Genomic DNA, 25,658 nt, shown 5'->3' on the forward strand with positions numbered 1-25,658 from the left:
CGTGCTCCCCGATGCCCCAGGACGTCCTGCAGGACAAGGCTGGCCGCCATGATCACGATCGACTCCCTCACCAAGTCGTACGGGCGGTTCACCGCCGTCGACGACGTCACCTTCACCGCCCGCCCGGGGCGCGTGACCGGCTTCCTCGGCCCGAACGGCGCCGGCAAGTCGACCACGTTGCGCGTGCTGACCGGGCTCACCCCTGCGACGTCCGGCAGCACCGAGGTGTGCGGACGTCGCTACGTCGACCTGCCGAACCCCGGCCTGGAGGTCGGGGTCCTGCTCGACGCCTCAGCCCAGCACGCCGGCCGCACCGGTCGCGAGATCCTCACCCTCGCGGCCCGCACCATGGGACTGTCGCCCCGACGCGTCGACGAGATGCTCGACCTCGTCTCGCTGTCGGAGGCCGAGTCGGCGCGCCGCGTGCGTCACTACTCCCTCGGCATGCGCCAGCGCCTCGGCCTGGCGACGGCCCTGCTCGGTCGGCCCGAGGTCCTCGTGCTCGACGAGCCGGCCAACGGGCTGGACCCCGCCGGCATCCGGTGGATGCGCGACGTGCTGCGTCGCTACGCCGACGACGGCGCCACCGTGCTGCTGTCGTCGCACCTCCTGCACGAGATCGAGGTGGTCGCCGACGACCTCGTCGTCATCGGGCAGGGCCGCATCGTGGCCCAGGGCACGAAGGCCGAGCTGCTGGCCTCGGCCGGCACCGTCGTGCGCAGCCCCGACCTCCTCGCCCTGCGTGGGGCACTCGCCGCGGCGGGCCACCGCACCACCGACGTCGGCGACGGGCTGCGCGTGGACGCCGACCCCGCAGCCGTCGGCCACGTCGCCGTCACGGCGTCGATCCACCTGACCGAGCTGCGCGCCGCCGACGGCGCCGGCCTCGAGGAGATGTTCCTCGAGCTGACCGCCGGGACGCAGCGCGAGGCCACGCCCAGCCGCGGCACCACGACACCGGCAGGAGCCGCAGCATGAGCACCGCCACCCACCCCGCCACCGCTCCCGCTCGACCTGGCTCGCGCGCCGTGCCCGAGCCGATCCCGTTCGGTCGCGTCGTCGGGGTCGAGATGCGCAAGACGTTCGACACCCGGGCCGGGACGTGGCTGCTGGCGAGCATCGGCATCGTCGCGGTGCTCGCCACGGCCGCCGTCATGCTGTGGGCACCCGACGACGCCCTGACCTTCGAGACGTTCGGCTCGGCCGTCGGCACGCCCATGGCGGTGCTGCTGCCCGTGGTCTCGATCCTGCTCGTGACCGGTGAGTGGTCCCAGCGCAGCGGGCTCACCACCTTCACCCTCGTCCCACGTCGGGGCCGGACCATCGCGGCGAAGGCCGTCGTCACGACGATCATCGGCGTCGGCGCCATGGCACTGGCGCTCGTGGTGGCGCTCGGCGGGGCCTACCTCGGACCCGCGCTGCGTGGCACCGAGCCGGTGATCGACCTGACCGTCGGCCAGGTCGGCACGCTGGTGCTCGCGCAGGTGCTCGGCATGTTCGTCGGGTTCATGCTCGGCGTCGTCACCCGCAGCTCGGCCGTGGCGCTCGTGGCGTACTTCGTGTTCTGGGGTCTCCTGCCGACCCTCAGCCAGCTGCTCTACGCGACGCAGGACTGGTACCGCGACGTCGTGGGCTGGGTCGACTTCGGCTGGGCGCACGGCGCGCTCTACGAGGGCGGGCTCTCGGCCACCGAGTGGGCCCAGCTGGGGGTCACCGGGACGGTGTGGCTGCTCCTGCCGACCCTCGCGGGACTGTGGCTCGTGATGCGTGCCGAGATCTCCTGACGTCCGTCAGGGATGCGGCCGGCGGACCGCGGCGATCTCGGCGACGTCGAGCCGGGACAGGACGCTGTCGAGCACCTGCGAGTCGTACCGGCCCTCGGCACGCAGGTCGAGCAACGCCTCGCGCTGGTCGTCCAGCACCACACGCCTCAGCCGGGCGAAGTCGTCGAGACGCCGGTCGCGCTCGGGCCCGTCGTCGCCGGCCCACTCCCACTCCGCAGCGGGGGTGCGGCGGCGGCGCACCTGCTCCACCGCCTCGGGATCGATCGACCGGCCGTCCAGGCCGGTCTCCCGCACCTCCGTGCAGCGGGCGTCGGCCACCTCCCCCAGCGCGTCGAGGAGCGCCCGGAGCTGCCCGCGGCGCTGCTCCGTGCGGTCGGACTCGGCGCCGAGACGTCGGACCACCCACGACAACGTGCCACCCTGCACGAGCAGCGAGAGCCCGGCCACGCAGAACGCAGCGAGCACGAGCAGGCTGCGCTGCACCGTGTCGGGCGGGAGTGTCTGGGCGGCGGCGAGCGTGATGCACCCGCGCATGCCGGCCCACACGAGGACCACACCGTCGCGACGGCCCAGCCGCTGCTCCTCGTAGAAGGTGAGGTCGGCCTCGCGACGGGCGATCGCCTGGAGCGCCCTCTCGCGACGTCGCTGGGAGTGCCGTTGGGCGTCGTCGGACGCCAGGTACTCACGAAAGGTGGCCAGGCGTGGGGCATGACGTGCCGACGCCTTCCGGTCACGACGCAGCCCGAGGAGCAGGAGCCCGACGTAGAGCGAGCGCCCCACCCACAGCACGGCCAACGCGATGGCCGTCACCGTCGCGAGCCGGCTCCACGGCTGGCCCGAGGCCTCGAAGTCGGCGATGAGGGGCCGCAGCTCCAGGCCCATCACGAGGAACACCGCACCCTCCAGCAGGAAGGCGATGGTCCGCCAGTTGACCTCCTCCGCGATCCGGTCCTCCGCCCGCAGCTCCACCAGGCCGCGGGCCCCGATCGCCAGCCCGGCCACGACCACGGCCACGAGACCGGACCCGCCCAGGTGCTCGGCCGGCGCATAGGCCAGGAAGGGGACGACGAACGAGATCGACGTGGCGACGGTCGCGTCCTCCACGAGCGAGCGCACGAGCAGGCTGACCGCCGCGACCAGGGCGCCGACGAGCACGGCCACGACGACCGCCTGCACGAAGTCGAGCCCGACCTGCCAGATCGACACCGAGGCCCCCGTGGCGGCGACCGCAGTCCGCAGCAGCACGAGCGCGGTGGCGTCGTTGAGCATGCTCTCGCCGTCGAGCACCGTGACGAGGCGGGGCGCCACCCCGGTGCGACGCACGATCGACGTCGCGACGGCGTCGGTCGGGCTCACGATGGCTCCGAGGGCGAATGCCTCGGCGAAGCCGAGCCCCGGCACCACGAGCGGCAGCAGCCAGCCGAGCGTGGTGGCGGACGCGAGCACGAGCACCACCGACAGGCCGCTGATCGCCTTGAAGTCGCGACGGAAGTCCACCGTCGGCATGTTCACCGACGCCGCGTAGAGCAGCGGTGGCAACACCCCCGCCAGGATCACCTCCGGTGCGATCTCGAACCGGGGCACCCCCGGGACGTAGGAGATCGCGACACCCACGAGGACGAGGATCAGCGGCGCCGCGACCCCCAGACGTCCGGCGAGCGAGGTCGCAGCGACGATGACCAGCACGCCGATCACGGTGAGGAGCAGTAGATCCATGGGGACCAGTGTCCACGCCGGTTCCCCGGCGGCGTTCGCTCGTCGCTGCCGATGGGGCTTCACCTGCTGCTGCGTCGCTGTGACTGCGAGTCGACCTGCTCCCCGAAAGGGCCTCGACCGGGGCGGTGGGTCTCGGCTCGGTTGGATGCGCGGGCCGCGGCTGGGTTCCCCTGCTGCTGCGTCGCTGTGACCCCGAGTCGGGTCGGTCTCCGAAAGGGCCTCGACCGGGGCGGTGGGTCTCGGGTCGACTGGGTCTGCGGGGGCGCGGCCACGATTCTTCATCTGTGCGGGATTCACGCACGATTCTTCCTTCGTGTGGACCGTGCCTCGCGAAGGAAGAACCGTGGCGACGAAATGACGCCCCGGAGGGCAGTGATTCTCCCTTCTCGTGGACCGTCACGCGCAAAGGAAGAATCCCTGCCCACCTCACGCACCTGGGGCCCCCGCGGACGCAAGATTCTGCCTTCGCGTGCAGAAGCCCGAACGATGCTGCGTTCACGACGGGATCCGACCACGAATGCAGCATCCTTCGCCCCCTCACGCACGAACGCAGAATCTTGCGCCACCCCGAGCCACGCTCCGAGAGCCCACCCGAGCCCGGACCCGTCCGCCGGTCGAGGCCCTTTCGGAGCGCAGGTCCACTCGCAGCCACAGCGACGCAGCAGCAAGCGAAGACCCAGCCACAGCGACGCAGCAGCAAGCGAAGACCCAGCCACAGCGACGCAGCAGCAAGCGAAGACCCAGCCACAGCGACGCAGCAGCAAGCGAAGACCCAGCCACAGCGACGCAGCAGCAAGCGAAGACCCAGCCACAGCGACGCAGCAGCGAGCGGGGACCCGGCCGAAGCGACGCACCGACGACCGACCCCCACTCGAAGGAGGACGGCCGAGGCCAGGCGGCCCGGCCGGCCCAGGCGGCCCAGGCGGCCCGGTCCGCCTGGCCTCATGCCTCAGCCGTCGGACCTCAGATCAGACGCCGGTCGCTCGCCCACTTGGTGAGCTCGTGCCGGCTCGAGAGCTGCAGCTTGCGCAGCACGCTCGAGACGTGCGTCTCGACGGTCTTGACGGAGATGAACAGCTCCTTCGCGACCTCCTTGTAGGCGTAGCCGCGGGCGATGAGCCGCATGACCTCGCGCTCGCGCTCGGTCAGTCGGTCGAGGTCCTCGTCGACCTGCGCCACCTCGATCGTCCCCGCGAAGGCGTCGAGCACGAAGCCGGCGAGGCGAGGGCTGAACACGGCGTCGCCCGAGGCGACGCGGTGGAGGGCGTCGACGAGCTCGCTGCCGGAGATGTTCTTCGTGACGTAGCCGCGCGCGCCGGCGCGGATCACGCCGATGACGTCCTCGGCGGCGTCGCTGACCGACAGCGCCAGGAACCGCACGTCCGGTGCGGTGCGGTCGACCCGCCGGATCACCTCGGCTCCCCCGCCCCCGGGCATGTGCACGTCGAGCAGGACCACGTCGGGACGCAGCTCCAGGACGGCGGGGACGGCGGTGTCGACGTCCTCGGCCTCGCCCACCACCTGGAGCCGGGGGTCCTTCTCGAGCTCGGCGCGCACCCCGGTGCGGAACATGGCGTGGTCGTCGACGATGAGCACGCGCAGGGGCGCGCTGCCTCCGGGCCGGCCGGTCGGGGGACGGTCGTCGGTCATGGGGCCTCCTCGGCCTCGGGTCGAGCAGGGTCGCGGGGTGCCGGATCGGGTCGCACCGAAGAGGTCTCGCCCGCAGCGGGCGCCGCGCGTCGGGCGAGGGTGAGCGCCACCTCCGTGCCCTCCCCCGGCGTGCTGCGCACCCGGGCGGTGCCGCCATGACGCTCCATCCGGCCCACGATGGAGCCCCGGACGCCCATCCGGTCGTCGGCGATCAGGTCGGGGTCGAAGCCGGTCCCGCGGTCGCGCACGAACACCTCGACCTGCGTGCTGCCGACCTCGGCGTACACGTCGACGCGATCCACCTGGGCGTGCTTGGCGGCGTTCACGACGGCCTCGCGCGTGGCGCGGACGAGCGCCACCAGGTCGGCGTCGAGCGCCGTGTCGCCCACCACCACCAGCTCGACCACCAGCTGGTGCGTCTCCTCCACCTCGCTGCGGACCTCCCGCAGGGCCGCAGCCAGGGAGTCACCCGGGGACTCCTCGTCCCCGTAGAGCCAGGACCGGAGCTCGCGCTCCTGACGTCGCGCCAAGGTGGCGACGGCGGCGGGGTCGTCGGCGTTCTTCTGCAGCAGCGCCAGCGTCTGGAGGACGGAGTCGTGCAGGTGCGCGGCCACGTCGGCGCGCTCCTGCGTGCGGATGCGCTCGCGGCGCTCGCTCCCGAGGGCCGTCACGAGCGAGATGATCCAGGGCCCGAGGAGCAGGAGCAGACCCACGACCGCGATGGCGAGGGCCGACCCGAGGTCGCGCACCGCGGACAGGCCACGCTCCTGCGTCACGAGGTACACGGCGCCGAGGGCGACCAGGCCGAGCCCGACCGCGACGCGGGCCACGAAGCCCCACCCTGTCGTGCGGGTGAGCCAGGTCTGCCAGGCGGCGTCGTCGATCTGGCGCCAGATGACCGCCACCCCGACCACCACGATGAGCAGCGGGATCAGCAGCGACCCGGTGAGCCGACCTCCGCCCTGCACGAGGAAGAGTACCCCGACGCCCACGGCGAGCACGGCGACGGTCTGCACGATCTCGAGGACGCCGGGGCGGCCCGCGGCGCGCATGCCACGACGGCTCGCGGACTCCAGCCCGGGCGACAGCTCCGGTCGGCGCAGTGGCATGAACCGCCACAGCAGCAGGTAGGCCAGGACGCCGACGCCGTTGAACCAGGTGGTGACCACGAAGCCGACGCGCACCCACAGGACCGGCACGTCGAGGTGCTCGGCCAGCCCCATCGCGACCCCGCCGACGACGCGATGGTCCGCCGGACGGTAGGCGCGCCGCACCCGAGGGCGGTCGGAGGACGGACCAGGAGGGGTCCTGGCTCCGCGGGCGGTCTGGCTCACCTCGGCATCGTCACACGTGCGCGCGAGCCGGCGCCACCAGGTGTCGCACCCGTGGTCCCCCGAGGTCCCCCGGGTTCGGGAACCAGGGTCGGACCAGGGTCGCGCCCGATGGTGCCGCACGCCCTGCCCGGCCGACGATGGAGCCATGACCACGCAGCCCCCTCCCACCGACCAGGCGCCCGACCCGGGCGCGAGTCCCCACGCACCCGGCCCGCGTCGCGGCTTCCGTGCCTTCTCCGAGGTGCGCCGCAGCTCCGACGACCGGATGCTCGCCGGCGTCTGCGACGGCGTCGCCCGCCGCTTCGACATCGACCCGGTCGTCGTGCGGGTGCTCACGGTCGTCCTGTGCTTCGTGGGACTCGCCGGCGTCATCCTCTACGTCGCAGGGTGGTTGCTGCTGCCCGCCGACGACGAGCCGCGCAGCCACGTCGGTGAGTGGTTCGGGCTCGACACCAGCGAGGCGCAGGTGCGCGACACCGGACTCGTGGTGGCCGCGGTGCTGGCCGTGCTCGGTGTGCTCGGCGACGGTGGCTGGGGCTGGGGCGGGGACGGGGACGGGCTCTTCTGGGCCGCGCTCGTCATCGGCGGACCTGTCGCCCTGGTCGTCTGGCTGGTCCGGCGCGGGGGCCGGCGGCGCGGGCACGAGGGCCACGGCGTCGACACCGGGTCGGACCCCGCAGGCTCCAACCGCCCGACCGTGACCGATCCCGCCACCACGTGGTCGTCGACCCCCACCGACACGGTCGTCCTCGACACGGCCCCCGGCGAGCACCCGACCGCGGGCCTCCCACCCACTCCTCCGTCGGAGCCGCGCCGCTCGATCCAGCCCCCGCCCCCGCGGGAACCACGTGAGCCGTACAGCTGGATCCCGACGCTGCTCACCCTGTCGTCGATCGCGATCGCCCTCGCCGTGGTGCGCCTCGTGGCCGACCCGACGTGGCCGACCTACGTGGCCGTGGCCCTCGCGGTCGTCGGTCTGGGCCTCGTGCTCTGCACCTTCGCGCGAGGAGGTCTCCCGCTCGTGCTCATCGGGCTGCTCCTGCTGCCCGTGCTCGCGCTGGGCACCCTGGTCCCCACGCTTCGCGGCGGGGAGCTGGACGTCGCCCCGCAGAGCGCGTCGCAGGTCCGCGACAGCTACTCCTTCGGCTTCGGCCAGTTCGAGCTGGACCTGACCGACGTGTCCGACCCGGAGGCCCTGCTCGGGCGGACGATCGAGATCGAGACCGGCATGGGCCAGACCGTGGTCGTCGTGCCCGACGGCGTGCCCGTCGTGGTCGACGCGTCGGTCCGCGCCGGTGACCTCGTGGTCCTCGGGGAGCGCGACAGCGGGGTCGACCGGCGACTGCGGGCCTCCGCCACAGGTCCGGCCCTCACGATCGACGTCGACCACTCGCTCGGTCAGGTGGAGGTGCGTCGCCCATGACCGCCGCGCCCACCCCCGACCCTCTTTCCGACAGGAGCACCATGACCACCTCGCCGACCTCGACCCGACGCCCCCGCGTGCGGCCCTTCAACACGCTCTTCGGCCTGTTCTTCCTCGCCGCGGCCGGCCTGTGGGCTGCGCGGGGCCAGGACGTGCTCGACGGTGACCAGATCGGGCGCGCCGTCGCGGTCGGACTCATCGTCCTGGGCGTCCTCGGCCTGGCCGCGACGCTCGTCGTCAGCCGGCGCGGCCGTGCGCCGCGGGCCGCGGCGCCTGTCGCCCCGGACGTCGCGGACTACGACGAGACCGACGACATCGATCCCGACCGCCGCGACTGACCTCCGGCGACGAGCCAACGGTCACGCGCCGCCACCGCGGTGGCGGCGTAGTCGGTGAACACCCCGTCCACCCCGGCATCGAAGAACGCGAGGTACTCGGCCTCGGCGTCGCCGCGGGCGGCCACGTCGGCGCTGGAGCGGAAGTCGGCGGGCAGGAAGTTGTTCTCGTCGCGCATCGTCCAGATGTGCACGAGCAGACCCGCGGCGTGCGCGCGCTCCACCAGGCCGGTCTCCCCGTCCAGCCAGTGACCCCGTCGCCGCGCGATGACCAGCGTCTTGTTCGGTCCGATGCCGTCGACGTGGCGGGCGAGCTCGGCCAGCTGGTCGCTCGTGGTCAGGTCCGCGTAGGTACGCGGGTCACCGGCCGCCACCAGGTCCCACGGCGCGTCCTTGCGGTCGAGCAGCTGGACGAGCGTGAGCGGTGTGCGCGGCCGCAACCCGCGCAGGTTGGCGGTCTCCATCGACTGGATCACCACCGGGACGTCGGCGTCCGGACGGTTCAGGTCGGCGGCCTCCAGCGCGTCGATCAGCCGGTCGTCCAGGTCGAGACCCAGCCCGCGGAAGTAGGTGGGGTGCTTGGTCTCCACGTAGACCCCCACCCGACGATCGGCCCGGCGGGCGATCTCCAGGACCTCCTCGAACGTCAGCACCTGCTGCGTGCCGGCGAGGGGGAGGTTCTGCGGGCGCAGCTGCGGGAGACGCTCGCGCACGCGCAGGGTCTTGACCTCCTCGAGCGTGAGGTCCTCGGTGAACCAGCCGCTCAGCCAGACGCCGTCGATCCGCTTCGTGGTGCGCCGGTCGGCGAACTCCGGGCGCGCGGCGATGTCGGTGGTGTGCCCGATCTCGTTCTCGTGCCGCACGACGAGGTGGCCGTCGCGCGTGGCGACCACGTCGGGCTCGATGTAGTCGGCCCCCTGCTCGATCGCCAGCTCGTAGGACGCGCGGGTGTGCTCCAGGCGGAGGCCCGGCACACCGCGATGACCGATGACGGCTGGGACGGGTGGCCAGGGCGCCGGACCGCTCATGACATCCAGTGAAGCACTCCCGACGAGCTCGTCGGGGGACCTCGCTGCGGTCAGAGCGTCCCGGCGATGGCCGCGACGAGGGCGAAGAAGGCCAGCAGCGCCGAGATCGGCACGGTCCAGAGCGTGGCGACGACCAGGCTGACCGAGGTACCGATCTTGGGCGGCACGAAGTAGCGGGCGCGCGGGAGGTCGCCCACGCCCTCGATCCACCGCCCGGTCATGCCGACGCCCGACCACACGCCCTTGAGCCGGGACAGCACCCGCCAGCCCCCGCCGCCGGCGATCGAGGTGAGTGCGCCGCGCGTCTCGTCGACCTTGTCGCTCAGGCTCACCGCGATGCCGAGCTCGGTGGCCAGCTGCTCGGGCTCCTCGACCGCCCGGAGCACACGGTGGCGACGCGCCGCGAAGGCCGCGGGCACCAGGGCCAGCAGGACCGCGGCCACCACGAGCACCGTGCCGACGGTGCTGCCGGACGCCAGGCCGAGCGCGAACGTGGCCGCCAGGAACGGCAGGGGTGCGACCGCCAGCAGGAGCGACGGGATCCGCAGCAGCCGCACGGCCGGGACGATGACGGCGACCGCACGGTGCGCGGCGTCGGCCGTCTGCCCGTCGACGCGGGTGGTCGCCCCGTGCACGGCGCGGTTGGTGCGCGCGCTCCAGCTCTCGCGTCGTGGTCCACCGTCGTGCGTCATGGCACCAGCGTAGGTCCCGCGCCCCAGCCGTCCACCGACTGCCGCGGGGATCGCGCACGGTGGCAACGGGACGCACACGCGGTCGAAACATCGTCTCGTTAGCGTCGCGACCCTCACGCACACGAGGAGGGGACATGGCCCAGCAGGAGAAGGCTCCCACCGGAGCCTCCGGGACGGACGCGACCGCCCAGGAGTACCTGGAGAAGCGTCAGCTGAAGCAGGGAACGGCGGGATGGGTCCTGCTGGCCGGGCTGGGCGTCAGCTACGTCGTCTCGGGTGACTACTCGGGCTGGAACTTCGGCCTCGCCGAGGGCGGCTTCGGCGGCCTGCTCATCGCGACGGTGATCGTCGCCGCCATGTACCTGGCCCTCGTCCTCGGCATGGCCGAGCTGTCGTCGGCGCTGCCCGCCGCAGGTGGCGGCTACACGTTCGCCCGGCGTGCGCTCGGGCCCTGGGGCGGCTTCGCCACCGGGACCGCGATCCTCATCGAGTACGCGATCGCCCCTGCCGCCATCGCGACCTTCATCGGCGCCTACGTCGAGTCGCTCGGCCTGTTCGGCATCACCGACGGCTGGTGGGTGTACCTGGCGGTGTACGCCCTCTTCATCGGCATCCACCTCGCCGGGGTGGGCGAGGCGCTCAAGGTCATGTTCGTCATCACCTCCGTCGCGCTCGTCGGCCTGCTCGTGTTCGCGATCGCGGCGATCGGCGACTTCGACGCCTCGCGGCTCACCGACATCGCTCCGACCGACGCCGCCGGGGCCTCGGAGCTCCTGCCCTTCGGCTACCTCGGCATCTGGGCGGCGATCCCGTTCGCCATCTGGTTCTTCCTCGCCATCGAGGGCGTCCCGCTCGCCGCCGAGGAGGCGGCCGACGCCGAGCGCAACGTGCCACGCGGGATCATCGCGGCGATGTCGGTCCTGCTCGTCACCTGCGTCGCCGTCCTCGTGCTCACGCCCGGCACCGGGGGCGCGGAGGCGATGTCGTCATCGGGCAACCCCCTCGTGGAGGCCCTCGGCGACGGGACGGCCGCGACCGTCGTCAACTACGTGGGCCTGGCGGGGCTCGTCGCGAGCTTCTTCTCGATCATCTACGCCTACTCGCGCCAGCTGTTCGCGCTGTCGCGGGCCGGCTACCTGCCGACGGCGCTGTCGGTCACGAACCGCCGCAAGGCGCCGGTGCTGGCGCTCGTCGTCCCGGGCATCGTCGGGTTCGGGCTCTCGTTGACCGGCCAGGGTGCGCTCCTGCTCAACATGGCCGTCTTCGGCGCGGCCCTCAGCTACGTGCTGATGATGGTGAGCCACGTGGTGCTACGGGTCCGCGAGCCCGACATGCCCCGGCCCTACCGGACGCCGGGCGGCATCGCGACCACCGGCTTCGCGCTGGCCGTGGCGGCGCTGTCGGTCGTCGCCACGTTCCTCGTCGACAGCACCGCAGCCCTGTGGTGCGTGGCGGTCTTCACCGCGTTCATGGCGTACTTCGCCCTCTACAGCCGCCACCACCTCGTGGCCGCCTCCCCCGACGAGGAGTTCGCCGCACTGGCCCGCGCCGAGCAGGAGCTGGAGTGAGCGTGGCCGGTCCGGGGGCAGGGGGACCGATACGCCGTCAGAGCCTCGGCGGCACGACCTACCGTTTCGACGGTCTCGTCGACCTCATGGCGAAGGCCACCCCCGCTCGCTCCGGGGACCAGCTCGCCGGGTGTGCCGCCGAGTCCGACGCCGAGCGCGCGGCGGCCGCGTGGGCACTGGCCGACGAGCCGCTGCAGACGTTCCTCGACGAGCACGTCGTCCCGTACGAGAGCGACGAGGTCACCCGCCTGATCATCGACTCCCACGACGCCTCCGCGTTCGCCCCGGTGGCCCACCTCACGGTGGGCGGGCTGCGCGACTGGCTGCTCGAGCAGTGCACCCGTCCCGACGCCGCGACCACCCTCGCGGCCCTGGCTCCCGGACTGACGCCCGAGATGGTGGCCGCCGTCTCGAAGCTCATGCGCAACCAGGACCTCGTGCTCGTCGCCCAGGCCGCGCAGGTCGTCTCGGCCTTCCGCACGACGATCGGCCTGCCGGGGCGGATCGCGACCCGCCTGCAGCCCAACCACCCCACCGACGACCCTGCCGGGATCGCTGCTGCGACGCTCGACGGGCTGCTCATGGGGTCCGGTGACGCGGTCATCGGCATCAACCCCGCCACCGACTCCCCGCAGACCACGGCACGTCTGCTGCACCTGCTCGACGAGCTCCGTCTGCGCTTCGACATCCCGATGCAGTCGTGCGTGCTCTCGCACGTCACGACCACGCTGGACCTCATCGAGCAGGGAGTGCCCGTCGACCTGGTGTTCCAGTCCATCGCCGGCACCGAGGGGGCGAACACGTCCTTCGGCGTCACGGTGCCGCTGCTGCTCGAGGCCAGCGCGGCAGGGCGGTCGCTCGGCCGCGGGACCGTGGGCGACCAGGTCATGTACCTCGAGACGGGGCAGGGGTCGGCTCTCTCGGCCGGCGCCCATCTGGGCACCGGTGGGAGGGCGGTCGACCAGCAGACGCTCGAGACCCGTGCCTACGGGCTGGCCCGGGCGCTCGACCCCCTGCTCGTGAACACCGTCGTCGGCTTCATCGGTCCGGAGTACCTCTACGACGGCAAGCAGATCATCCGGGCGGGCCTGGAGGACCACTTCTGCGGGAAGCTGCTGGGGCTGCCGATGGGCGTCGACGTCTGCTACACCAACCACGCCGAGGCCGACCAGGACGACATGGACACGCTGCTGACGCTCCTGGGCGTGGCCGGCGCCGCGTTCGTCATCGCCGTGCCCGGTGCCGACGACGTGATGCTCGGGTACCAGAGCCTGTCGTTCCACGACGCGCTCTACGTGCGGCAGGCGCTCGGACTACGACCTGCGCCGGAGTTCGAGGCGTGGTTGGCCGGTCTCGGCATGGTCGACGACGCGGGACGGGTGCTCCCGGTCGACCTCGGTGCCTCGCCACTGCTCTCGATCGCGGGACCGTCGTGACCGGCACTCCCCCACCGTCGCGACCCGGCGACGACCCGTGGGACGGTCTGCGGCGCACCACGCAGGCCCGCATCGGTCTCGGACGGGCAGGCAGCTCCCTGCCCACACGACGGGTGCTGGAGTTCCGCGCCGCCCATGCCGCCGCACGCGACGCCGTGCACGAGCCCCTCGACGTCGACGCCCTGGCGGCCCGGGTCAGCAAGGTCGGCCTCGGCGAGCCGTTGCGCGTGCGCAGCCTGGCGGAGGGGCGCGCCGAGTACCTGCGCCGCCCCGACCTGGGGCGTCGGCCCGCCGACCTCGAGCACCTGCGGCAACATCGCGGCGCCGACCTCGCGATCGTGCTGGCGGACGGCCTGTCCCCCCGCGCCCTCACCGACCACGCCATCGGTGTGCTCACGACGCTCGTCGACGCGCTCGGGGGGCTCTACCGGATCGCCCCACCGGTGATCGCCACGCAGTCGCGCGTGGCGCTCGGTGACCACGTCGGCGAGGCGCTCGGCGTGCAGTCGCTGCTCGTCGTCATCGGTGAGCGGCCGGGTCTGTCGGTGGCCGACAGCCTCGGGATCTACCTGACGCACGACCCCAGGCCCGGCCGCAGCGACGCCGAGCGGAACTGCATCTCCAACATCCACCCGCCCGAGGGGCTGGGCTACGACGCGGCCGGGCGGATCGCCGTGGCGCTCGTGCAGGGCTCGCGGCAGCTCGGGCGGTCGGGGGTGGCGCTCAAGGACTCCTCCGCCGCGCAGGCGGTGGAGGCGGCCGAGGCAGCCGCCGTCGAGCACGTGCCGTAGACCTCGCCCCGTGCCCTAGGGTGCTCGCGTGGCCGTCGTCCTGTCCCTGATCTCCGCGCTCGCGTACGGCGTCTCGGACTTCCTCGGTGGGCTGTTCGCCAAGCGATCGGGACCGTGGCAGACCGCCGTCGTCGGGCAGCTGTCGTCGACGGTGTGCGTGGCCGCCGCCGCAGCGGTCGTCGGAGGCACCGCGGTCGGGTCGGACTGGGCCTGGGCGTCGGCCGGCGGCGTCGGGGCCGGCGTGGGTGCAGCGGTGCTGTACCGCGGTCTCGCCGGCGGACGGATGAGCGTGGTGGCCCCGTTGTCCGCGGTCGTCTGCGCCCTGCTGCCCGTGGCGGTCGGTCTCGTCACGGGTGACCGGCCGAGCGCGCTGGCCCTGGCCGGGATCGTGGTGGCCTTCCCCGCGATCGCCCTCGTGTCGCGCGTGGTCGAGGAGGACGCGGTCGCGGCGGCCGCGCACCGCGGGGGCGTCGTCGACGGCCTGCTGGCCGGCGTCGGCTTCGGCGTGCTGTTCGTCGCGCTCGGGCAGGTGGGCGACGATGCCGGGCTCTGGCCGCTCGCCCTCGCCAACGCCGTGGCCATGCTCGCCGTCGTGGCCGTCGCCGTGTCGGTGCGTCAGCCGTGGGTCCCCCGCGAGCCCGCAGCGTGGCGCGCACTGGCGATGGGACCCCTCGGGGCCACCGCCACCGCGGCCTTCCTGCTCGCCACGCGCGAGGGCCTGCTGTCGGTGGTCTCGGTCATCTCGGCGCTCTACCCGGCCGCGACCGTGCTTCTGGCCACGCTGGTGCTGAAGGAGCGCATCCAGGCCTGGCAGGGCGTCGGCCTGGCCCTGGCCGCCACCGCGGTCACCCTCGTCGCGCTGGGCTGACCGAATCGTCCGTCGGCAGCGTCGGTGCACGGGACTCCGCGTGCTGCTTCGCTGCCACTGGGCTTTCGCCTGCTGCTGCGCCGCTGTGGCTGCGAGTCGAGCTGCTCTCCGAAGGGCCTCGACCGGAGCGGTGGGACTGGTCTCGGCTGGGTCTGCGGGGCGCGGCCACGATTCTTCATCTGCGCGTGATCCACGCACGGTTCTTCCTTCTCGTGGACCGTGCCTCGCGAAGGAAGAATCGTGGCGACGACCAGGGGCCCCGGAGGGGCAGTGATTCTCCATCGTCGTGGGACGGTCCACGAGTAGGGAGAATCTCTGCCCACCCGACGCACGAGACGCCCCCGGTGGACACAGGATTCTGCCTTCACGCGCTGAAGCCCCAACGATGCTGCGTTGGTGACGGGATCCCGTAGAGAACGCAGCATCCTCCGCCCTCTCCCTCACGAACGCAGAATCCTGCGTCCCCGGAGCCGCGCTCCGAGAGCCCGGCCGAGCCCGGACCCGTCCGCCGGTCGAGGCCCTTTCGGAGACCGACCCGACTCGCAGCCGCGGCGACGCAGCCGCAGGAGTGGGCCACCCCGACCGACGCAGCCGCAGGACGGGCCCGAACCGGGAGAGCCCGCCTACTTGAGGAACTTGCTCGTGGACCGGTCCTTGAGCGGCTTGCCCCCGGTCTGGCAGGTGGGGCAGTACTGCAGCGAGGAGTCGGCGAAGACGACCTCGGCAACCGTGTCCCCGCAGACCGGGCACACCTCGCCGGCCCGGCCGTGCACGCGCATGCGGGAGCGCTTGGAGTCCTTGAGCTCCGAGGCGGGCTTGCCGTGCGCCTCGGCCATCGCCTCGGCGAGCACCGACGCGATCGCGGCGTCGAGCCGACCGACCTCCTCGGCGTCGAGCTCGGAGGCGAGCGCGAACGGCGACAGCTTCGCGGCGTGCAGGATCTCGTCGCTGTAGGCGTTGCCGATGCCGGCCACGATCTTCTGGTCGCGCAGGAACCTCTTGACCTGCATGCGTCGGCCCTCGAGCAGGGGCGCCACCGAGAAGCCCTCGGCGAGGGGGTCGGGGCCCAGAGCCGCGATGCCGGGCACGTCCTGCGGGTCGCGCACCGCGTACAGCGCGAGGCCCTTGCGGGTGCCGGCCTCCGTGACGTCGAAGCCGACGTGGGGTCCGTCGCCGTGGTCGAGCCGGACCCGCGCGGCGAGAGGGCCGGCACCCATCTTGAGGCGCTTGTCGGTGAGGTGGTCGGACCAGCGCAGCCAGCCCGCCTTGGCCAGGTGGATCACGAGGTGCAGACCGTCGACGTCGAGGTCGACGAACTTGCCGTGCCGGTGCACGCCCGTGACCTGGAGCCCGGCGAGGGCCGAGACGGGCGGGTCGAACGTCTTGAGCACGGCGAACGACGCCAGCTCGACGTCGGCCAGGACGGCACCCACGGCCCGTTCACGCAGGAAGACCACGAGCGCGTCGACCTCGGGCATCTCGGGCACGCTCCGAGCCTACGCCCCGGGACCGACCACGCGGCGCGACCCGACGGCGGTGTCAGTCGGAGTCGTGCCGGGCGTAGAAGCCCTCCATGGCGGGCCACGACGTCCGACGTGCGGCTCGCCCGGTGAGCACGCCCAGGTGCCCCCCGGGCGCCTGGACGAGCTGCACGTCGGGCGATCCCGTGAGCAGGTCCACGAGGTGGCTGACGGCCCCGGTCGGCGCGAGCGTGTCGCCCAGCCCGGCCACCACGAGGACGGGGACGTCGATCCGGGCCAGCTCGATCGAGCGTCCGCCCAGCTCCACGACGCCGGTCGCGAGCGCGTTGCTGCGCACCACCACGTGGTACAGCTGCCCGAACGTGCGCCCCGGGTAGGCGTACATGTTGTCGGTGAACCGGTCCACCGCCTCGAGCTGGGCGAGGAAGTCGCGGTCGTCGGCGTGCGTGAGCATCGAGATCGGCTTCGTCAGGTACTTGTCGATCGCCGAGATCTGGAACCCCAGACGGGTCAGAGGGGCCGGGACCCCGCCGAGCGTGCGGTACGCGGCACTGACCAGACCGCTTGCGACCGCGTTGACCGGACGCGTGATCGCGATCAGCGGCACCTGGGTCAGGTCGAAGGGCGACGCGACCGCGGTGGCCGACGCGAGCGGCAGGGACGGGTCGGACGCAGCCGTGAAGATGGTGAAGATGCCACCCAACGACCACCCCGCCAGGTGCACCGGCCGGTCGCCGGCGTCGGCGTGGACGTGGCGGACCGCCTGCGGGATCACCGTGTCCACCCAGTGCTCGATGCCGAGCTCGCGGTGCTCGAAGCTGACCGGTCCATAGTCGACCAGGTACACGGGACGTCCCTGCTGCACGAAGTACTCCACCACGCTGCACCCGCGACGCAGGTCGAAGGCCAGCGCCGGCGCCGCGAGGGGCGGGACGAACAGCAGCGGCTCGCCGTGCTGCTCGATGCCCGGGTACGGGTCGTAGCGGAAGAGGCTGGCGTGCTCCGTCACCTTGATGAGCGTGCGCGGGGTCGGCCGCAGGTCGGCGATGCGACGTCCCTGCGCCTTGTCCCGCAGGTTCACCGCCGCCCCTGCGAGGTCACGGGGCACGCGGACGCGCGGGACGAGCGGGAGGGACATGACTCGCGATGATGCCAGAGGCCGCCCTCCCCCGCCGGGGAACGCCCCCGGGGGCCGCGGAGCGGATCACGTGAAGGTGAGCACCAGGAGGGAGAGGTTGAGCGCGATCACGACGGCCGCCACGGCGCACGCCGCCACCGTGGTGCCCACCCGGTTCACGTGCTCGCCCATCACGGCCCTGCTCGCGGTGAGGCGCACGAGGGGCACGAGCGCGAACGGGATGCCCAACGACAGCACCACCTGCGACACCACCAGGGCACGGCTCGGGTCGATGCCGAGCACGAGCACGACCAGGGCCGGGATCACCGTCACCACCCGCCGCAGCAGCAGCGGCACGCGGATCCCGAGCAGACCCTGCATGACCTCCGCGCCCGCGGCCGCCCCCACGGCCGTCGAAGCGAGGCCGGACCCGAGCAGGGCCACCGCGAACAGCAGCGCCACCCCCGCCCCGAGCTCCGACGTGACGAGCGCGTGCACCCCCGTCAGGGTGTCGGTGCCCGGCAGACCCTGCAGGCCGGCCGCGGCGACGAGCAGCAGCGACAGGTTGAGGACACCGGCGAGCAGCAGCGCGAGCACGACGTCGGTCCGCGTGGCGCGCAGCAGCCCGGCCACCGACACCTCGCGGCCTCGTGCGCCGAGCCGGCCCGACGTGAGCCCCGAGTGCAGGTAGATGACGTGAGGCATCACCGTGGCGCCGATGATCCCCGACGCGAGCAGCACGCTCTCGGCGCCCGCGAACGTCGGCACGAGGCCACCGGCCACCTCCGACGCGGCCGGTGGGTTGACGACGAGGCCGGCCACGAACCCGACGGCGATCATCGCGAGGAACCCGAGGATCGTGCGCTCGAGCGCACCCTGCCCGCGGGCGTCGCCGATCCTGAGCACGAGCAACGAGACCCCTGCCGTCAGCACGGCGCCGACCACGAGCGGCAGGTCGAACAGCAGGTACAGCGCGATCGCGCCCCCCACCACCTCGGCGAGGTCCGTGGCGATCGCGATCGCCTCGGCCTGCACCCAGTACGCCAGGCGTGGACCCCGACGCAGCCGCTGCCCGACGTGGGTGGCGAGCGACGCCTGCGTGACCAGCCCCAGCTTCGCCGAGAGGTACTGCACCAGCACGGCCATCACGTTCGCGAGCACCACGACCCACACCAGCGTGTAGCCGAACTGGGCCCCGGCGGTGACGTTGGTGGCCACGTTGCCGGGGTCGACGTAGGCGACCGCTGCCACGAAGGCCGGCCCGAGCAGGACCATGCGGCCGCGCAGGGTGGACGCCGTCAGCATGGCCGCAGCGTAGCCACCGCTCGCGCGGCTCCCGCGCGAGGACCGACCCCCGGCGGGGGCGATCCCGCACTACCGTGGTCGGGTGTCGCGACCTTCGCACCGCTCCCCCGGCGTCCTGGCCGTCCTCGTCCTGACCGTCGTCGTGCTGGCGACGTCCGTGCTGGTCGGCTGCTCCGGGCCGGACCGAGCGGACGACGCGCCGGCCACGCGCACGCCGACGCCGACGAGCGCGCCCGCGGAGACCGAGACCGCGCCGACGCCGACCCCGACCCCCACGGCGCCGACGGTCGGCGAGGTCTCCGACGCGCGGTGGGCGGCGATGGTCCGCACCGGCGCCTGGCGGCCCGGGTGCCCCGTCGAGCGGGGCGACCTGCGCGAGCTGGAGGTCACCTACGTCGACTTCGAGGGCGTCGACCGCCGAGGGGTGCTGGTGGCGAACCGCGACGTCGTCGGCAGCCTCGGGCGCATCTTCGTCTCGCTGCACGAGCGCGGCTTCCCGATCGAGCGCATGGACCCGGTCGAGGCCTTCGACGGTGACACGTTGAAGAGCCTGCAGGCCAACAACACCTCCGCGTACAACTGCCGCCGCCCGGACCAGATCAACGCGCCGGTGCTGCAGTCGCCGCACGCGAACGGCCGCGCGATCGACATCAACCCCGACCTCAACCCCTGGATGGACCTGCGCTGCCGCTGCTGGTCACCGCGCGCCACCCACGCCGAGCGGACTCCGGCCCCCGGGAAGATCCTGGCCGACGACGCGACCGTCCGGCTCTTCGAGGACGAGGGCTGGATCTGGCAGAACATCGACGTCGCCGACTACATGCACTTCGACACCGGCTACCCCTCGAAGGCCTGGACGAGCCCCCGCGACTGACTCCTCGACGTCCGCGGACAACTTTCCGGGCCCACCGTGCATCTGGTGGACGTCACCCACCAACCATCGGGAGGAACCATGAACATCCGTCTCCGAGCAGGGCGCCTCGTCGCCCTCCTCGCCACCCTCAGCCTGGCCTGCGGCGTGGTCGCGGCCGGTTCGGTCACGGCACCGCCGGCCGAGGCCGCCACCACGACGATCGTCAAGGGTGCGATCGCCGCTGCCGGCGAGTGGCAGCCCGGCGTCAAGGTCCGGCTGATGCTGCGCGACCCGGACTCCGGGGACAGCTACGCCACCATCGCCACCACCACCACGACCACGCGGGGCGCCTTCAGCTTCCGACCGGCGACCGTGGTGAAGGACGCCCGCTACGAGCTCTGGTACGACGACCCCGACCTCGACCTGGTCGCGGGCTGGCGGATCGTCGAGCCGGTCACGGGCTCGACCGTCACCCGGAACATCACCGCCCGCCGCGCGTCGACGATCAGCGGTCGGGTCGCGTTCGCGAACGGTGCGCAGCCCAGCCACGCCGAGGTCCTCGTGGAGGGCCAGGTGGCCGAGGCCGACGCTCCCACCCGCGGACCCGCGGCCGACGACCAGGTCGTCTACCCCACCACCGTGCCGGTCCAGTCCGACGGCACGTTCCGGGTGAAGGGGCTGCCGCGTGGCGACTACCGCCTCACCTACACCGACAAGACGCACAACTTCTTCGACATCTGCCACGACGGCAGCCGCGAGAAGGTCTCGGAGGGTGACGCCAACCCGTCCTGCCTGCACGTCACGCCGGTGTCCGTGGGCATCGCGCAGTCGGCGTCGGTCCCCCGTCGGACCTTCGTCGACCGGTCGGCGCAGATCATCGGCCGGGTCACCAACGCCCAGGGTGCGCTGGTCGAGGGCATCGCGCTGATCCACCGCGTGGGCGATCCGTCGGAGTTCACCCGCGCCTACACCACCAAGGGCGTGTGGCGTGCGATCGACCTGCCGGCCGGCAGCTGGCAGGTCGAGGTCTCACCCGACGACCAGGCGCGCTACCGCGACCGGTGGTTCCAGGACGCCGCCACGCAGAGCACCGCGCAGACGGTCACGACGACCGCTGGTCAGAAGACCACCAACCGCAACGTGGTCGTACCGAGGCGCTGACGAGAGAGGCCCCGGCCGCCTGCCGGTGAGGCAGACGACCGGGGCCGGTCTCGCGGACGTCAGGAGGCCGAGCGGGCCTGCCCACCGCCGCTGCGGCGACGGTTGCCGCCGGGGCGACCCTGGCCGGCAGAGCGACCCTGGCCGGCGGGGCGGCCCTGGCCACCGCCGCGCGGCGACCGGCTCTGGCCACCACCACGGTTCTGTCCGCCTCGGCCCTGGCCACCACGACCGGATCCGGAACCCGCACGGTGTCCGGCTCCGCCCGGCGTGCGCTCGGGCAGGATGCCGCTGGCGGCGAGCGCCTCGGGCGTCAGCGGCTTCGGTGCCGTGGCGGCATCGTGCTGGCGAGCGGTGACGCCGGCCTTGGCCTGCAGCTGGACGACGTCGCGCAGGTCCTCGCGCGTGGTCATCGTGATGACGGTGCCGGCCTCACCCGCGCGGGCGGTACGACCGGAGCGGTGCGTGTACGCCTTGTGCTCGGCCGGCACGTCGTAGTGGACGACCAGCTTCACGTCGTCGACGTGGATGCCGCGGGCGGCGATGTCGGTCGCGACGATGACGTCGGCCGCACCCTTGCTGAAGCGGGCCAGGTTGCGCTCGCGCTTGGCCTGGTTGAGGTCGCCGTGCAGGTCGACCGCCTCGATGCCGGCCGTGGTGAGCTGACGCGCGAGGCGCGTGGCTCCGCGGCGGGTACGGGCGAACACGATGGTGCGGGGGTTGTCGGCGAGCAGCCGCGCCGCGGTCGCCAGCTTCTCGGTGCGCGAGCTGACGAGCACGTGGTGGTCCATGCGCATCTCGGTCTCCTGCGCGGACTCGATCTCGTGCAGGTCGTGCTGCGGGAGGTGACGACGCACCAGACGGTCGACGTCGCCGTCGAGGGTGGCCGACAGCAGCAGCCGCTGGCTGCCCTGGCGGGTCATGGCCACGAGGGCGTCGACCGGCTTGAAGAAGCCGAGGTCGCAGAGGTGGTCGGCCTCGTCGAGCACCGTGATCTCGACGTGGTCGAGGGTGCACGCGCGGCGGTCGACGAGGTCGGCGAGGCGACCCGGGGTGGCGACCACGAGGTCGACGCCGTCGCGCAGCTGGTGGATCTGCTTGTTGATCGGGGTGCCGCCGAGCACGGTCATGATGCGCAGGTGCAGCGGTGCCGCAAGCGGCGCCAGGGCGCGCTGGACCTGGGTGGCCAGCTCACGCGTGGGCACCAGGATGAGGCCGCGCGGCGCCTTCGGACGGCGGGTGCCGCCGGCCAGCTGGTCGAGAACGGGCAGGCCGAAGGACAGGGTCTTGCCCGATCCGGTGCGGGCGCGGCCGAGCACGTTGCGCCCGGCGAGCGCCGACGGCAGGACGGCCTGCTGGATCGGGGTGGGCTCGACGATGCCTTCACGGGCGAGCGCCTTGACGAGCGAGGAGGGGAGGCCGAGGTCGTTGAACGACGTCAGGGCAGGGGTGGGACGGGTGGACAGCACAGGGCTGCCAGAAGGCTGGTTCACAGAACTCTCAGACGTTGGGTGGCTCGAACCGCTCTGCGTCGGATGACGCGGCCTGTTCGAGCAAGGAGGGGGAGGCCCTCCGAACGTTCCGGGGCTCCCGTGGACCTTCAGCCTAGCAGCCGAGGACCCGCGGCCGACGCTTCCGCTCCCGTGCCCTGCGTCACCCGGCCCGCTTCTCCGTGGTCGCCGAGCGTCGCCCTGCGGCTGCGTCGGTGCGACTCCTGGGCGGGGCTGGTCTTCGAAAGGGCCTCGACCGGAGCGGGATCCTCGTCCTGATTGGGTCTGCGGCGCGCGGTCGGGTTCGCACTCGCTGCTGCGTCGCTGTGGCTACGAGTTCTCCTGCGGCTGCGTCGCTGTGGCTACGAGCCGGGTCGGTCCCCGAAAGGGCCTCGACCGGAGCAGCGGGTCCGGGTCGGCTGGGTCTGCGGGGCGCGGCCACGATTCTCCATTCGAGTGAGATCCACGCACGATGCTTCCTTCTCGTGGACAGTGCCTCGCGAAGGAAGCATCGTGGCGACGGATCTGGCCTCTCAGGGGCAGTGATTCTCCATCGTCGTGGAACGGTCAGGGCAAAGGGAGAATCCCTGCCCACCCGCCGCGCGAGTCGCCCTGTCGGACGCAAGATTCTGCCTTCGCGTGCAGAAGCCCGAACGATGCTGCGTTCGGCACCGGTTCCCGTAGCAAACGCAGCATCCTTCGACCCTTCGCGCACGAACGCAGAATCTTGCGTCCCCCGAGCCGCGCTCCGAGAGCTCGCCCGAGCCCGTACCCGCCCGCCGGTCGAGGCCCTTTCGGAGCGCAGGTCGACTCGCAGCCACAGCGACGTAGCAGCGGGCGAAGCCCACCCCAGCGACTCAGCAGCAGGCGAAGACCCAGCCGAGCGACGCAGCCGCAGGACGAAGCCCCAGCCGAGCGACTCAGCAGCAGGCGAGGAGCACCGGCTGCCTACAGGAACTGAGCCGGGTCGAACTCGTCGATCGGCACCACGCGGATGCGCGGGAGCTCCTCGTTGAAGGCGTGCACGTCGTACTCGAGGTCGTGGAACTCGAGCCCGCGCTCGATGAGCGGGACGAAGGCGCTGCTGCGCATCTCGCGGAACGCGAGCAGACCGACCTTGCGGGTGCCCACGAGGGCGCCGAGCTGCGGGACGAAGTCGCCGTCGTTGCTCGCGAGCATGACGTCGGCGTCGCGCCGGGCCAGCTCCTCGAGGGTGCGCTGGATGGCGATGTCGACGACCTTCTGGTCGGGCGTGCCCGACAGCAGGACGGGCCGGTAGTCCATGGCGGTGAGCGCCTGCACGAACGACATGGGCACGTCGCCGTTCGCGGCGATGAAGAACAGGCCCTGGGCGGGCTGGTCCCACGTGGACTCGGCGAACGCGAGCACCCGGTCCCACCGAGGGCGCTCGTGGGGGTGGGGGCGACGGCCGAAGATCGACTGACCGAGGGTCGCGTCGATGTTCTCCCCGTCGACGAGCACGTAGGTGCGGCGTTCCATGCCACCCACCCTAGTCATGACGGCGCCGCGCGCCGGTCAGAGCAGGGTCAGCAGCCCGAGCACGCCCACGGCGACGCCGAGCGCGAGCGAGACACCGATCAGCACCGCGTGCACGCGGAAGAACGCCGTGGGCCGGCCCTGCTCGTCGCGGGCGCGGCCGTCCTTGGTCACCCGACGCCAGAACTGCGGCCAGATGAACAGGTTCCAGGCTGCCGTGACGAGCAGGACGACGGACCAGCCGACGGGCAGGCTCATGCGCTGGTGAGCGCCCTGACGGCCGAGGTGAAGAAGCCGAGGCCGTCGGTGCCGGGGCCACAGAGGTCCTCGACGGCGTGCTCGGGGTGGGGCATGAGCCCCACGACGTTGCCGCGCTCGTTGGTGATGCCCGCGATGTCGCGCAACGACCCGTTCGGGTTGGTGCCGACGTAGCGGAAGACGACCTGGCCCTCCCCCTCGAGCCGGTCGAGCGTGGCCTGGTCGGCCACGAAGCCACCCTCACCGTTCTTGAGCGGGATGGTGATGTGCTGGCCGGCCGTGTAGTCGGTGGTCCACGCGGTGTCGGCGTTCTCGACCGACAGGACCTGGTCGCGGCAGATGAAGGTGCGGTGGTCGTTGCGGATGAGCGCGCCGGGCAGCAGGTGCGACTCGCAGAGGATCTGGAAGCCGTTGCAGATGCCGAGGACGGGCATGCCGCCCTGGGCCGCCGCCACGACCTCGGTCATCACCGGGGCGAACCGGGCGATGGCGCCGCAGCGCAGGTAGTCGCCGTAGGAGAAGCCGCCGGGCAGGATGACCGCGTCGACGCTCTGCAGGTCGTGGTCGCCGTGCCAGAGTGCGACCGCCTCACCACCGGCCAGGCGCACGGCTCGGCGTGCGTCGACGTCGTCGAGCGACCCCGGGAACGTGACGATGCCGATCTTCATGGCGTGCTCCTCATGGGTGGGGCCCTCAGCCCTCGACGCGGACGGTGAAGTCCTCGATGACCGGGTTGGACAGCAGCGTCCCGGCGATCTTCTCGACCTCGGCCAGCGTGGGCTCGTCGGCCGCGTCGACCTCGAGCTCGAAGCGCTTGCCCTGGCGGACGTCGGTGACACCCTCGAAACCGAGCCGCGGAAGGGCGCCGTGGACGGCCTTGCCCTGCGGGTCGAGGATCTCGGGCTTGGGCATGACGTCGACGATGATGCGGGCCATGTGGGCATCCTATCGGCGTCCTGGCCCGACCCTCTCACTCGGCACCACCGCGCTGTCCGACGTACGGTCGGGACATGCGCGTGAGTGTGATCGGGCTCGGTGCCATGGGCGCCGGGATGGCCGCGTCGGTCCTGCGAGCCGGCCTCGTGACGACCGTCTGGAACCGGAGCCCGGAGAAGTCCGAGCCGTTGCGGGACCAGGGCGCCGAGGTGGCCGCGACCGCTGCCGAGGCGGTCGCCGACGCCGACGTGGTCGTGGTCTCCCTGTTCGACGAGGCATCCGTGCAGGAGGTGCTGGAGCAGGCCCTGGCGGGGTCTGCTCCCTCCGCCGTGTGGCTGCAGACCGCGACCGTGGGTCCCGAGGGCGCGCGCCGGCTGCACGACCTCGCCGAGCAGCACGACCGGGTGCTCGTCGACGCCCCGGTCCTCGGCACGAAGAAGCCCGCCGCCGACGGTGCACTGACCGTGCTCGCCTCCGGACCCGAGGAGGCGCTCGCGGCGGCGCGTCCCGTGCTCGATGCCATCGGGTCGCGCACGCTCGTCGTCGGCGACTCCGCGGGGCAGGCCAGTGCCCTCAAGCTGGCCTGCAACTCCTGGGTCGCCTCGCTCACTGCCGCCGCTGCGCAGGCGCTGACGCTGGCACGGGTCCAGGGCGTCGACCCCGGCCTCTTCCTCGAGGCGATCGAAGGCACGGCCGTGGACACCCCCTACGCCCACGTGAAGGGTCGTGCGATCCTCGCCGACGACCTCACGCCGTCCTTCGCGGTCGACGGCGTCGTGAAGGACCTCTCGCTCATGCTCGACGCCGGTGCGGACGTCATGGACACGTCGCTCCTGGCGTCCGTGCGGGACCGCTTCGCCGCCGCCTCCGACGCCGGGCACGGTGACGACGACATGGCCGCGGTCGTCGCCGGCTTCGAGCCGCGCGGCTGAGCCCGC

24 protein-coding genes are annotated in these 25,658 nt (G+C 72.6%); 11 read left to right on the plus strand and 13 right to left on the minus strand.

Annotated elements, in window-relative coordinates; all coding sequences use genetic code 11:
• The first annotated feature begins 48 nt into the window (after positions 1 to 48).
• Positions 49 to 978 (plus strand): ABC transporter ATP-binding protein, encoded by a 930-nt coding sequence (locus tag NBW76_RS15915; RefSeq protein WP_200932645.1) that lies wholly within the window; start codon positions 49 to 51, stop codon positions 976 to 978.
• On the plus strand, positions 975 to 1,784 hold the full coding sequence (locus NBW76_RS15920) for an ABC transporter permease (RefSeq protein ID WP_055969398.1): 810 nt from the start codon (positions 975 to 977) through the stop codon (positions 1,782 to 1,784). Before NBW76_RS15915 ends, NBW76_RS15920 begins: the two co-directional genes overlap by 4 nt.
• 6 nt (positions 1,785 to 1,790) lie before the next feature.
• Here NBW76_RS15920 and NBW76_RS15925 read toward each other — a convergent pair whose 3' ends face one another.
• The 3 genes from NBW76_RS15925 to NBW76_RS15935 all read right to left on the minus strand — a co-directional run bounded on the left by NBW76_RS15925 (position 1,791) and on the right by NBW76_RS15935 (position 6,484).
• A complete protein-coding gene (locus tag NBW76_RS15925) occupies positions 1,791 to 3,500 on the minus strand; it encodes a sodium:proton antiporter (protein ID WP_055969402.1) in 1,710 nt (569 codons plus the stop codon).
• Positions 3,501 to 4,463: 963 nt separating this feature from the next.
• Positions 4,464 to 5,150 carry a response regulator transcription factor gene (locus NBW76_RS15930; RefSeq protein WP_055969405.1) on the minus strand — a complete coding sequence of 229 codons (687 nt, stop codon included), beginning with the start codon at positions 5,148 to 5,150 and terminating at the stop codon, positions 4,464 to 4,466.
• The gene (locus NBW76_RS15935) at positions 5,147 to 6,484 is read right to left on the minus strand and encodes an ATP-binding protein (protein ID WP_235492868.1); all 1,338 of its coding nucleotides are present in this window, start codon (positions 6,482 to 6,484) and stop codon (positions 5,147 to 5,149) included. Before NBW76_RS15935 ends, NBW76_RS15930 begins: the two co-directional genes overlap by 4 nt.
• Before the next feature lie 145 nt (positions 6,485 to 6,629).
• Here NBW76_RS15935 and NBW76_RS15940 point away from each other — a divergent pair, with 145 nt between their 5' ends.
• Both NBW76_RS15940 and NBW76_RS15945 read left to right on the plus strand, forming a co-directional pair.
• The gene (locus NBW76_RS15940) at positions 6,630 to 7,907 is read left to right on the plus strand and encodes a PspC domain-containing protein (protein WP_056552650.1); all 1,278 of its coding nucleotides are present in this window, start codon (positions 6,630 to 6,632) and stop codon (positions 7,905 to 7,907) included.
• Between the two features lie 41 nt (positions 7,908 to 7,948).
• Entirely contained in the window at positions 7,949 to 8,245 is a 297-nt protein-coding gene (locus NBW76_RS15945) for a hypothetical protein (RefSeq protein ID WP_055969411.1), read from the plus strand.
• On the opposite strand, the gene NBW76_RS15950 is transcribed toward NBW76_RS15945, so the two are convergent.
• A complete protein-coding gene (locus tag NBW76_RS15950) occupies positions 8,203 to 9,270 on the minus strand; it encodes a glycerophosphodiester phosphodiesterase family protein (protein WP_056552654.1) in 1,068 nt (355 codons plus the stop codon). The genes NBW76_RS15945 and NBW76_RS15950 overlap by 43 nt on opposite strands.
• Before the next feature lie 50 nt (positions 9,271 to 9,320).
• On the minus strand, positions 9,321 to 9,962 hold the full coding sequence (locus NBW76_RS15955) for a hypothetical protein (protein WP_056552657.1): 642 nt from the start codon (positions 9,960 to 9,962) through the stop codon (positions 9,321 to 9,323).
• A 134-nt stretch (positions 9,963 to 10,096) separates the two neighbouring features.
• Here NBW76_RS15955 and eat point away from each other — a divergent pair, with 134 nt between their 5' ends.
• The 4 genes from eat to NBW76_RS15975 are packed head-to-tail and all read left to right on the plus strand — an operon-like array spanning position 10,097 to position 14,625.
• Positions 10,097 to 11,530 (plus strand): ethanolamine permease, encoded by a 1,434-nt coding sequence (eat, locus tag NBW76_RS15960; protein WP_056552661.1) that lies wholly within the window; start codon positions 10,097 to 10,099, stop codon positions 11,528 to 11,530.
• 2 nt (positions 11,531 to 11,532) lie between these two features.
• Positions 11,533 to 12,966 (plus strand): ethanolamine ammonia-lyase subunit EutB, encoded by a 1,434-nt coding sequence (locus NBW76_RS15965; protein WP_255353961.1) that lies wholly within the window; start codon positions 11,533 to 11,535, stop codon positions 12,964 to 12,966.
• Positions 12,963 to 13,757 carry an ethanolamine ammonia-lyase subunit EutC gene (eutC, locus tag NBW76_RS15970; RefSeq protein ID WP_056552663.1) on the plus strand — a complete coding sequence of 265 codons (795 nt, stop codon included), beginning with the start codon at positions 12,963 to 12,965 and terminating at the stop codon, positions 13,755 to 13,757. The genes NBW76_RS15965 and eutC overlap by 4 nt, the downstream gene beginning before the upstream one ends.
• 28 nt (positions 13,758 to 13,785) lie before the next feature.
• A complete protein-coding gene (locus tag NBW76_RS15975; protein ID WP_056552666.1) occupies positions 13,786 to 14,625 on the plus strand; it encodes an EamA family transporter in 840 nt (279 codons plus the stop codon).
• Between the two features lie 623 nt (positions 14,626 to 15,248).
• Here the strand turns inward: NBW76_RS15975 and NBW76_RS15980 are convergent.
• From NBW76_RS15980 to NBW76_RS15990, 3 genes are all read right to left on the minus strand, one after another.
• Positions 15,249 to 16,112, minus strand: coding sequence for an Fpg/Nei family DNA glycosylase (locus tag NBW76_RS15980; protein WP_055969428.1), 864 nt, complete (start codon positions 16,110 to 16,112; stop codon positions 15,249 to 15,251).
• 52 nt (positions 16,113 to 16,164) lie between these two features.
• Positions 16,165 to 17,244: an alpha/beta fold hydrolase gene (locus tag NBW76_RS15985; RefSeq protein WP_056552669.1), complete on the minus strand. Its 1,080-nt coding sequence runs from the start codon at positions 17,242 to 17,244 to the stop codon at positions 16,165 to 16,167.
• 66 nt (positions 17,245 to 17,310) lie between these two features.
• On the minus strand, positions 17,311 to 18,528 hold the full coding sequence (locus NBW76_RS15990; RefSeq protein ID WP_056552672.1) for an Nramp family divalent metal transporter: 1,218 nt from the start codon (positions 18,526 to 18,528) through the stop codon (positions 17,311 to 17,313).
• A gap of 82 nt (positions 18,529 to 18,610) precedes the next feature.
• Between NBW76_RS15990 and NBW76_RS15995 the strand changes: the two genes are divergently transcribed.
• Complete coding sequence (locus tag NBW76_RS15995) at positions 18,611 to 19,402, plus strand: M15 family metallopeptidase (RefSeq protein ID WP_235492871.1); 792 nt, start codon at positions 18,611 to 18,613, stop codon at positions 19,400 to 19,402.
• A 78-nt stretch (positions 19,403 to 19,480) separates the two neighbouring features.
• Entirely contained in the window at positions 19,481 to 20,542 is a 1,062-nt protein-coding gene (locus NBW76_RS16000) for a hypothetical protein (RefSeq protein ID WP_056552675.1), read from the plus strand.
• 59 nt (positions 20,543 to 20,601) lie between these two features.
• Here the strand turns inward: NBW76_RS16000 and NBW76_RS16005 are convergent, their stop codons facing one another.
• The 5 genes from NBW76_RS16005 to purS all read right to left on the minus strand — a co-directional run bounded on the left by NBW76_RS16005 (position 20,602) and on the right by purS (position 24,720).
• Entirely contained in the window at positions 20,602 to 22,008 is a 1,407-nt protein-coding gene (locus tag NBW76_RS16005; protein WP_235492873.1) for a DEAD/DEAH box helicase, read from the minus strand.
• Between the two features lie 969 nt (positions 22,009 to 22,977).
• Positions 22,978 to 23,529 carry an NYN domain-containing protein gene (locus tag NBW76_RS16010; protein WP_055969442.1) on the minus strand — a complete coding sequence of 184 codons (552 nt, stop codon included), beginning with the start codon at positions 23,527 to 23,529 and terminating at the stop codon, positions 22,978 to 22,980.
• Between the two features lie 36 nt (positions 23,530 to 23,565).
• Positions 23,566 to 23,784: an SCO4848 family membrane protein gene (locus tag NBW76_RS16015; RefSeq protein WP_055969445.1), complete on the minus strand. Its 219-nt coding sequence runs from the start codon at positions 23,782 to 23,784 to the stop codon at positions 23,566 to 23,568.
• The gene (gene purQ, locus NBW76_RS16020) at positions 23,781 to 24,452 is read right to left on the minus strand and encodes a phosphoribosylformylglycinamidine synthase subunit PurQ (protein WP_056552678.1); all 672 of its coding nucleotides are present in this window, start codon (positions 24,450 to 24,452) and stop codon (positions 23,781 to 23,783) included. Before purQ ends, NBW76_RS16015 begins: the two co-directional genes overlap by 4 nt.
• A 25-nt stretch (positions 24,453 to 24,477) precedes the next feature.
• The gene (purS, locus tag NBW76_RS16025) at positions 24,478 to 24,720 is read right to left on the minus strand and encodes a phosphoribosylformylglycinamidine synthase subunit PurS (protein ID WP_055969451.1); all 243 of its coding nucleotides are present in this window, start codon (positions 24,718 to 24,720) and stop codon (positions 24,478 to 24,480) included.
• A 74-nt stretch (positions 24,721 to 24,794) separates the two neighbouring features.
• Between purS and NBW76_RS16030 the strand changes: the two genes are divergently transcribed.
• On the plus strand, positions 24,795 to 25,652 hold the full coding sequence (locus NBW76_RS16030; protein WP_056552681.1) for an NAD(P)-dependent oxidoreductase: 858 nt from the start codon (positions 24,795 to 24,797) through the stop codon (positions 25,650 to 25,652).
• Positions 25,653 to 25,658: the final 6 nt, after the last annotated feature.

Source organism: Aeromicrobium sp. Leaf245 (assembly GCF_942548115.1).
In the GTDB taxonomy this organism is placed as follows: Bacteria; Actinomycetota; Actinomycetes; order Propionibacteriales; family Nocardioidaceae; genus Aeromicrobium.

Coding starts and splice junctions, on each gene's coding strand:
- NBW76_RS15920 (WP_055969398.1), top strand. CDS start 975: ATGAGCACCGCCACCCACCCCGCCACCGCTCCCGCTCGACCTGGCTCG.
- NBW76_RS16030 (WP_056552681.1), top strand. CDS start 24,795: ATGCGCGTGAGTGTGATCGGGCTCGGTGCCATGGGCGCCGGGATGGCC.
- NBW76_RS16000 (WP_056552675.1), top strand. CDS start 19,481: ATGAACATCCGTCTCCGAGCAGGGCGCCTCGTCGCCCTCCTCGCCACC.
- eat (WP_056552661.1), top strand. CDS start 10,097: ATGGCCCAGCAGGAGAAGGCTCCCACCGGAGCCTCCGGGACGGACGCG.
- NBW76_RS15990 (WP_056552672.1), bottom strand. CDS start 18,528: ATGCTGACGGCGTCCACCCTGCGCGGCCGCATGGTCCTGCTCGGGCCG.
- NBW76_RS16015 (WP_055969445.1), bottom strand. CDS start 23,784: ATGAGCCTGCCCGTCGGCTGGTCCGTCGTCCTGCTCGTCACGGCAGCC.
- NBW76_RS16010 (WP_055969442.1), bottom strand. CDS start 23,529: ATGGAACGCCGCACCTACGTGCTCGTCGACGGGGAGAACATCGACGCG.
- purQ (WP_056552678.1), bottom strand. CDS start 24,452: ATGAAGATCGGCATCGTCACGTTCCCGGGGTCGCTCGACGACGTCGAC.
- NBW76_RS15955 (WP_056552657.1), bottom strand. CDS start 9,962: ATGACGCACGACGGTGGACCACGACGCGAGAGCTGGAGCGCGCGCACC.
- NBW76_RS15925 (WP_055969402.1), bottom strand. CDS start 3,500: ATGGATCTACTGCTCCTCACCGTGATCGGCGTGCTGGTCATCGTCGCT.
- NBW76_RS15985 (WP_056552669.1), bottom strand. CDS start 17,244: ATGTCCCTCCCGCTCGTCCCGCGCGTCCGCGTGCCCCGTGACCTCGCA.
- NBW76_RS15915 (WP_200932645.1), top strand. CDS start 49: ATGATCACGATCGACTCCCTCACCAAGTCGTACGGGCGGTTCACCGCC.
- NBW76_RS15940 (WP_056552650.1), top strand. CDS start 6,630: ATGACCACGCAGCCCCCTCCCACCGACCAGGCGCCCGACCCGGGCGCG.
- NBW76_RS15945 (WP_055969411.1), top strand. CDS start 7,949: ATGACCACCTCGCCGACCTCGACCCGACGCCCCCGCGTGCGGCCCTTC.
- NBW76_RS15930 (WP_055969405.1), bottom strand. CDS start 5,150: ATGACCGACGACCGTCCCCCGACCGGCCGGCCCGGAGGCAGCGCGCCC.
- purS (WP_055969451.1), bottom strand. CDS start 24,720: ATGGCCCGCATCATCGTCGACGTCATGCCCAAGCCCGAGATCCTCGAC.
- NBW76_RS15950 (WP_056552654.1), bottom strand. CDS start 9,270: ATGAGCGGTCCGGCGCCCTGGCCACCCGTCCCAGCCGTCATCGGTCAT.